This window comes from Trichococcus sp., from assembly GCF_049589555.1.
GTDB lineage: Bacteria > Bacillota > Bacilli > Lactobacillales > Aerococcaceae > Trichococcus.
The window spans coordinates 1-4,874 of sequence record NZ_JBAWAZ010000315.1 but is presented as its reverse complement, the minus strand read 5'-3'; the positions used below and the strand labels follow the sequence as shown (position 1 = coordinate 4,874).

The 4,874-nt window shown below is 46.3% G+C and carries 6 protein-coding genes; 5 read left to right on the top strand and 1 reads right to left on the bottom strand.

Annotated elements, in window-relative coordinates:
• From WBV27_RS11230 to WBV27_RS11215, 4 genes are all read left to right on the top strand, one after another.
• A partial coding sequence (locus tag WBV27_RS11230) for a PASTA domain-containing protein (protein ID WP_424202104.1) occupies positions 1-1,320 on the top strand: 1,320 nt, incomplete at its 5' end.
• 105 nt (positions 1,321-1,425) lie between these two features.
• The gene (gene rsgA / locus WBV27_RS11225) at positions 1,426-2,322 is read left to right on the top strand and encodes a ribosome small subunit-dependent GTPase A (RefSeq protein ID WP_424202102.1); all 897 of its coding nucleotides are present in this window, start codon (positions 1,426-1,428) and stop codon (positions 2,320-2,322) included.
• Positions 2,323-2,342: 20 nt separating this feature from the next.
• A complete protein-coding gene (gene rpe / locus WBV27_RS11220) occupies positions 2,343-3,002 on the top strand; it encodes a ribulose-phosphate 3-epimerase (protein WP_424202100.1) in 660 nt (219 codons plus the stop codon).
• On the top strand, positions 2,992-3,660 hold the full coding sequence (locus tag WBV27_RS11215; protein ID WP_424202098.1) for a thiamine diphosphokinase: 669 nt from the start codon (positions 2,992-2,994) through the stop codon (positions 3,658-3,660). Before rpe ends, WBV27_RS11215 begins: the two co-directional genes overlap by 11 nt.
• A gap of 107 nt (positions 3,661-3,767) precedes the next feature.
• Here WBV27_RS11215 and rpmB read toward each other — a convergent pair whose 3' ends face one another.
• A complete protein-coding gene (gene rpmB, locus WBV27_RS11210; RefSeq protein ID WP_068562155.1) occupies positions 3,768-3,956 on the bottom strand; it encodes a 50S ribosomal protein L28 in 189 nt (62 codons plus the stop codon).
• Between the two features lie 342 nt (positions 3,957-4,298).
• Between rpmB and WBV27_RS11205 the strand changes: the two genes are divergently transcribed.
• Positions 4,299-4,661, top strand: coding sequence for an Asp23/Gls24 family envelope stress response protein (locus WBV27_RS11205; protein WP_086628151.1), 363 nt, complete (start codon positions 4,299-4,301; stop codon positions 4,659-4,661).
• The last annotated feature ends 213 nt before the right edge of the window (positions 4,662-4,874 follow it).

Genomic DNA, 4,874 nt, shown 5'->3' with positions numbered 1-4,874 from the left:
GAGATTCCTCAAAGTTTGGAAAATGTCATTCTGAGAGCCACGGCGAAAGAACCTTTAGACCGTTACGCCACCTGTGAAGAAATGATGGCGGATCTCGATAGCTGCCTGAATGAGGAACGCTTGCACGAAGCACCTTTTATGCCGGTATCGCTTTTGCAGGAAACCAAAGTACTCACCCCCTTATCCGCTGAAGTAGTGGCCAAAGCGGACAGCGGTAACACGATTGTATCTCCGCCACCAAGCGTGAAAGCTGAACCGATCCAGGAATACGAGTCAGGGCGAGAGGCCGCTGGAGGCAAGAAAAAACGAAAGAAGTGGACATTCGTTCTCTTCGGGATGTTGCTGCTGGGTCTGATCGCCAGCTTTTTCCTCTTCTTTTACAATAACCAGGAAGCAGATGCGTTGACTGTGCCGGATGTGTCCAATATGGATCAAGCCAGCGCACGCCTCGCATTGGAGGACGCAGGTTTGGTTTTGGGGGATATAACGGAAGAACACAGTGATGAAGTCGAAGAAGATGCTGTCATTGAAACGTCACCAAAAATCGGTGCAGCCGTTGAAGCCGGTGATGAAATCGACCTGATCATCAGTCTGGGCGAGGAATTGTTCACGCTTCTCGACTATGAAGGCCAAGAATATGAAAGTGTTCTGGAAGACCTGCGTAAAGAAGGGTTTACGATCGAAAGGACACATGAATTCAGTAGCGAAGTCGCTGCAGGCAACATCATCAGCCAAAGTTTAGAGCCTGGCTCAGAAGTGAAACCAAGCGAAACTACGCTGTCGTTTCTGGTGAGCGACGGAAATGAATCCTATACGATGCGCGATCTTTCGGGATATACGCGGAAAAGCGTCGAGGATTATGCAGGGCAATACGGGCTCGCGTTGACGGTCACTGAAGCATATTCAGATACGATAGCAGCAGGTCTGGTCGTAAGCCAAAGTCTTGCAGGTGGATCCGCTTTTGTATCCGGTGATGCCCTGAGTGTGGTGATTTCGCTTGGACCTGAAGAGCCACAAGTGATTTCCTTCAGCCGTACCATCACGATTCCCTATCTCGCGGCAGCCGTTTCGGAACCCGGTTCCGAGAGCAGCAACAGTCAAGGCAACGAAAATGCCAGCAGTTCTTCCGATGAGCCGAACCATATCGTCATTTATGTGCAGGACGAAGATCATGCCCTCAGTGACGTATTCCGTGAGTTCGATATAGCAGCGGATGAGCTCGTGACATTGAATTTCCGTATTCTGGAAGGCAGCTCCGCTTCCTACCGGATCGAAAGAGATGGCGAAGTCATCAACGAAGCTTCTGAATTAACACAATAGAAACAAATAGGCTGCAAAAAATGACAAACATCAAAATGGTTTGTCATTTTTTTGTAGAACAGTGTAGAATAGAGAGAAAGAACTAAACTAGGAGGCGTTGTCGATTTGCAAAAAGGACAAGTCAGGAAAGCAATAAGCGGATTTTATTATGTGTATGTGGACGGTCAAACGTATCAGACGAGAGGAAGAGGAAACTTCCGCGTGAAAAACATGGCTCCGCTTATTGGGGATTTTGTCGATTTCGAAAGTGACAACTTAACGGAGGGCGTTCTGCTGGACATCTACCCAAGGAAAAATGAATTGATTCGCCCGACTGTGGCGAATGTCGATTTTGGCGTCATTGTGATGTCGGCGATCGAACCCGATTTTTCTTCCTATCTGGTGGATCGTTTCTTGGTTTACCTGGAAGCAAACAACATCAGTCCCATCATCTACGTTACGAAAATTGATCTGTTGGATGAAACAGCTAAGGCGGACATGCTCCAGTACAAAACCTATTATGAATCAATCGGATACAAGATGATTTTATCCGATTATCCTGAAGGATCGTCTTCTCTGGCTGATCTGGTCAGTACCATGGGCAAAGGGATGGCGGTGTTTATGGGCCAATCCGGCGCCGGGAAATCCACTTTGTTGAATCAACTGATGCCCGAATTGGATTTGCTGACAGGCGAAATCTCGACCGCCTTGGGCAGGGGCCGCCACACGACGCGACATGTTGAGTTGCATCCTGTAGGGGAGGCTTTGATTGCTGATACACCTGGTTTCAGTACAATCGACTTGATCGACATTGAAGCGGTCGACCTGCCTTCCTTTTTCCCGGATTTTGAAGCGCTACGCAATCAATGCCGATTCGGCGGCTGCATGCACATCAACGAGCCGAATTGCAGGGTGAAAGAGGCAGTTGCCTCCGGAGAGGTTGCCCCATACAGATACGAACACTATCTGCAGTTCCATGAGGAAATCGTCGGGCGCAAACCGATGTACAATAAAAAAAAATAAGAGATAAGGTGTGTGTGAAAATGAAAATTGCTCCATCCATATTAAGTGCTGATTTTGCGAATTTAGAGCGGGACGTCAAGTTGGTCGAACAAGCTGGTGCCGATTATATCCATATCGATGCCATGGACGGCCAATTCGTTGCCAATTTGACATTGGGCCCAAATGTTGTGCAGGCAATCCGTCCGCACACCAAATTACCGTTGGATTGCCATTTGATGGTTAAAACACCTGAAAATCTGATCCCGGCATTCGCCAGAGCCGGCGCCGATATCATCACGATTCACGCGGAAGCTACCGCGCACATCCATGGCGCGATCCAGATGATCAAAAACGAAAACATTGCAGCCGGCGTCGTCATCAATCCGGGCACAAGCGTGGACGTCATCAAACCCGTTTTGGGCGATGTCGATATGGTGCTCGTCATGACCGTCAACCCGGGCTTCGGGGGCCAAGGCTTCATCGAAAGCACTTTGGACAAAATCCAAGAGCTGGCTTCCTTACGCAAAAAGCATGGCTATCATTACGAAATCGAAGTCGATGGCGGCATTACCCATGAGACGATCGTTAAGTGCATTCAGGCAGGTGCGGATGTATTCGTAGCCGGTTCCTACATTTATGACGATGAAAATCCAGCAGCAGCAATCAGCCGACTGAAGGATGCTTGCCATAATGCAGTCTGAAAAAGTGGTGATTGTGGTCGGCGGCGACCAGACGGATGTCGACGCTTTGGTCCAGCGTTATTCGGAAAGTCATCGGTTGATCGGTGCAGACCGGGGAGCGTTGGCGCTTGCCGAGCTGCGCACACATTTCGATGCGGCCATCGGTGATTTTGACTCTGTCACCCCGCAAGAAATGGAAGAAATCAAAAAGAAAAGCCGCGTCTGCCGCATCCTTCCTGCGCAAAAAGACGAAACGGATACTGAGGCGGCCATTGCCTATGCGATCGAAACGTTCAATCCGGAAGAAATCATTCTTTTGGGTGCTTTCGGAGGGCGTTTGGACCATCTGATGAGCAATTTGTGGTTGGCATTCCATCCGCTCGTGAAAGAGATGGCAGGAAAAATCAGCCTGATGGATTTGCATAATACCTTGCGGTTTTATATGCCCGGCAGTTACGCTCTGGAAAAAGAAAGTGATAAAAAATATTTGTCATTCATCGGCATGACCCCCATCGAGAAATTGACGCTGACCGGGGTTGTCTATCCTTTGAACGGAAAAGATTACGATTACCCGATTGCTTTGGTCAGCAATGAGTTTGAAGAGGCTAAGGCTGAGATGCATTTTTCTTTTGAATCCGGTCTTTTGGCCGTCATCCAAAGTGCTGACAAGCGCAAATAAAGGAAAGAGGCCGCGCTTTTACCGCAGCCTCTTTCCTTTATTTTTGAACTGTGCATAAAAAAAGATGAGCTGGAATCATGGCATGGTCCCGGGGCTCATCTATATTTTTATACTCTTTCAACTTTACCAGATTTCAAAGCTCGAGCTGAAACCCATACTTTTTTAGGTTTTCCATCGACTAAGATACGAACTTTTTGTAAGTTTGGTTTGAAAGTACGTTTTGTGTAGTTCATAGCGTGGGAACGGTTATTACCTGAACGGCTTTTACGTCCTGTTACGAAACATTCTTTTGACATTTTCTTTCCTCCTTTGCTGTTACAGAAGCAAAGCTTCTTTCCAATTCATACACTTGATTAATTTATCATAATTCAAAAGTGAATGCAACTGTTTTAAAGGAAAAATACTTGACAGCTGTTTTTTTTATCCTGTCCTCATCAAATATCCGCATTTGGCCATCCCCAAAAAGGGCGGAAGGGGAGATGAGAAAACGCTGAAAATATTTCGGAAAAAAGTCAGAATTGCCGTAAATCGAGCGGAAATGAGAAATTTAATCGCAAAAAGTTATTTCTTTTGTATAAAATATGCTATCATAATTTGTAATTAACGATTGTGTGCATACATAAAGGAGGCTATTAAAAATGGCAGTTAAAATCCAAACACAATATGGGCTGGTTGACTTATCGAACGACGTGATCGCTACGGTAGTGGGCGGCGCCGCAACGGATAATTATGGAGTTGTCGGCATGGCCAGCAAAAATCAAATCAGAGACAATATCAGTGAAATATTGAAAAAAGAGAACTATTCACGCGGTGCCGTGATTCGCCAAGAAGAAAATGGAGTAGCTGTTGATGTCTATATCATTGTACTCTACGGAACAAAAATTTCTGAAATTTGCCGGAATGTTCAAACACAAGTCAAATATAATCTTGAAATGATGTTGGGCTTTTCCGCAAATACAGTGAATGTGTTCGTCCAAGGCGTAAGAGTATTAAAGGACTAAAGATTACAGATCACCATGCTTTATGGTGAAGGAGGATTATAAGGTGAAGAAAACTGAATTAACAGCGGAAGACTTTAAGGCGATGGTCGCAATCGGCGCTGAACGCCTTAGCGAGAATGCAGAATATGTGAATTCTTTGAATGTGTTCCCTGTTCCGGATGGAGACACGGGCACAAACATGAATCTATCATTCACATCCGGAGCTGAACGCGT

Bases quoted from the DNA above. Each gene is read 5' to 3' on its own strand.
- rpe (WP_424202100.1), top strand. From the start codon at position 2,343: ATGAAAATTGCTCCATCCATATTAAGTGCTGATTTTGCGAATTTAGAG.
- WBV27_RS11205 (WP_086628151.1), top strand. From the start codon at position 4,299: ATGGCAGTTAAAATCCAAACACAATATGGGCTGGTTGACTTATCGAAC.
- rpmB (WP_068562155.1), bottom strand. From the start codon at position 3,956: ATGTCAAAAGAATGTTTCGTAACAGGACGTAAAAGCCGTTCAGGTAAT.
- WBV27_RS11215 (WP_424202098.1), top strand. From the start codon at position 2,992: ATGCAGTCTGAAAAAGTGGTGATTGTGGTCGGCGGCGACCAGACGGAT.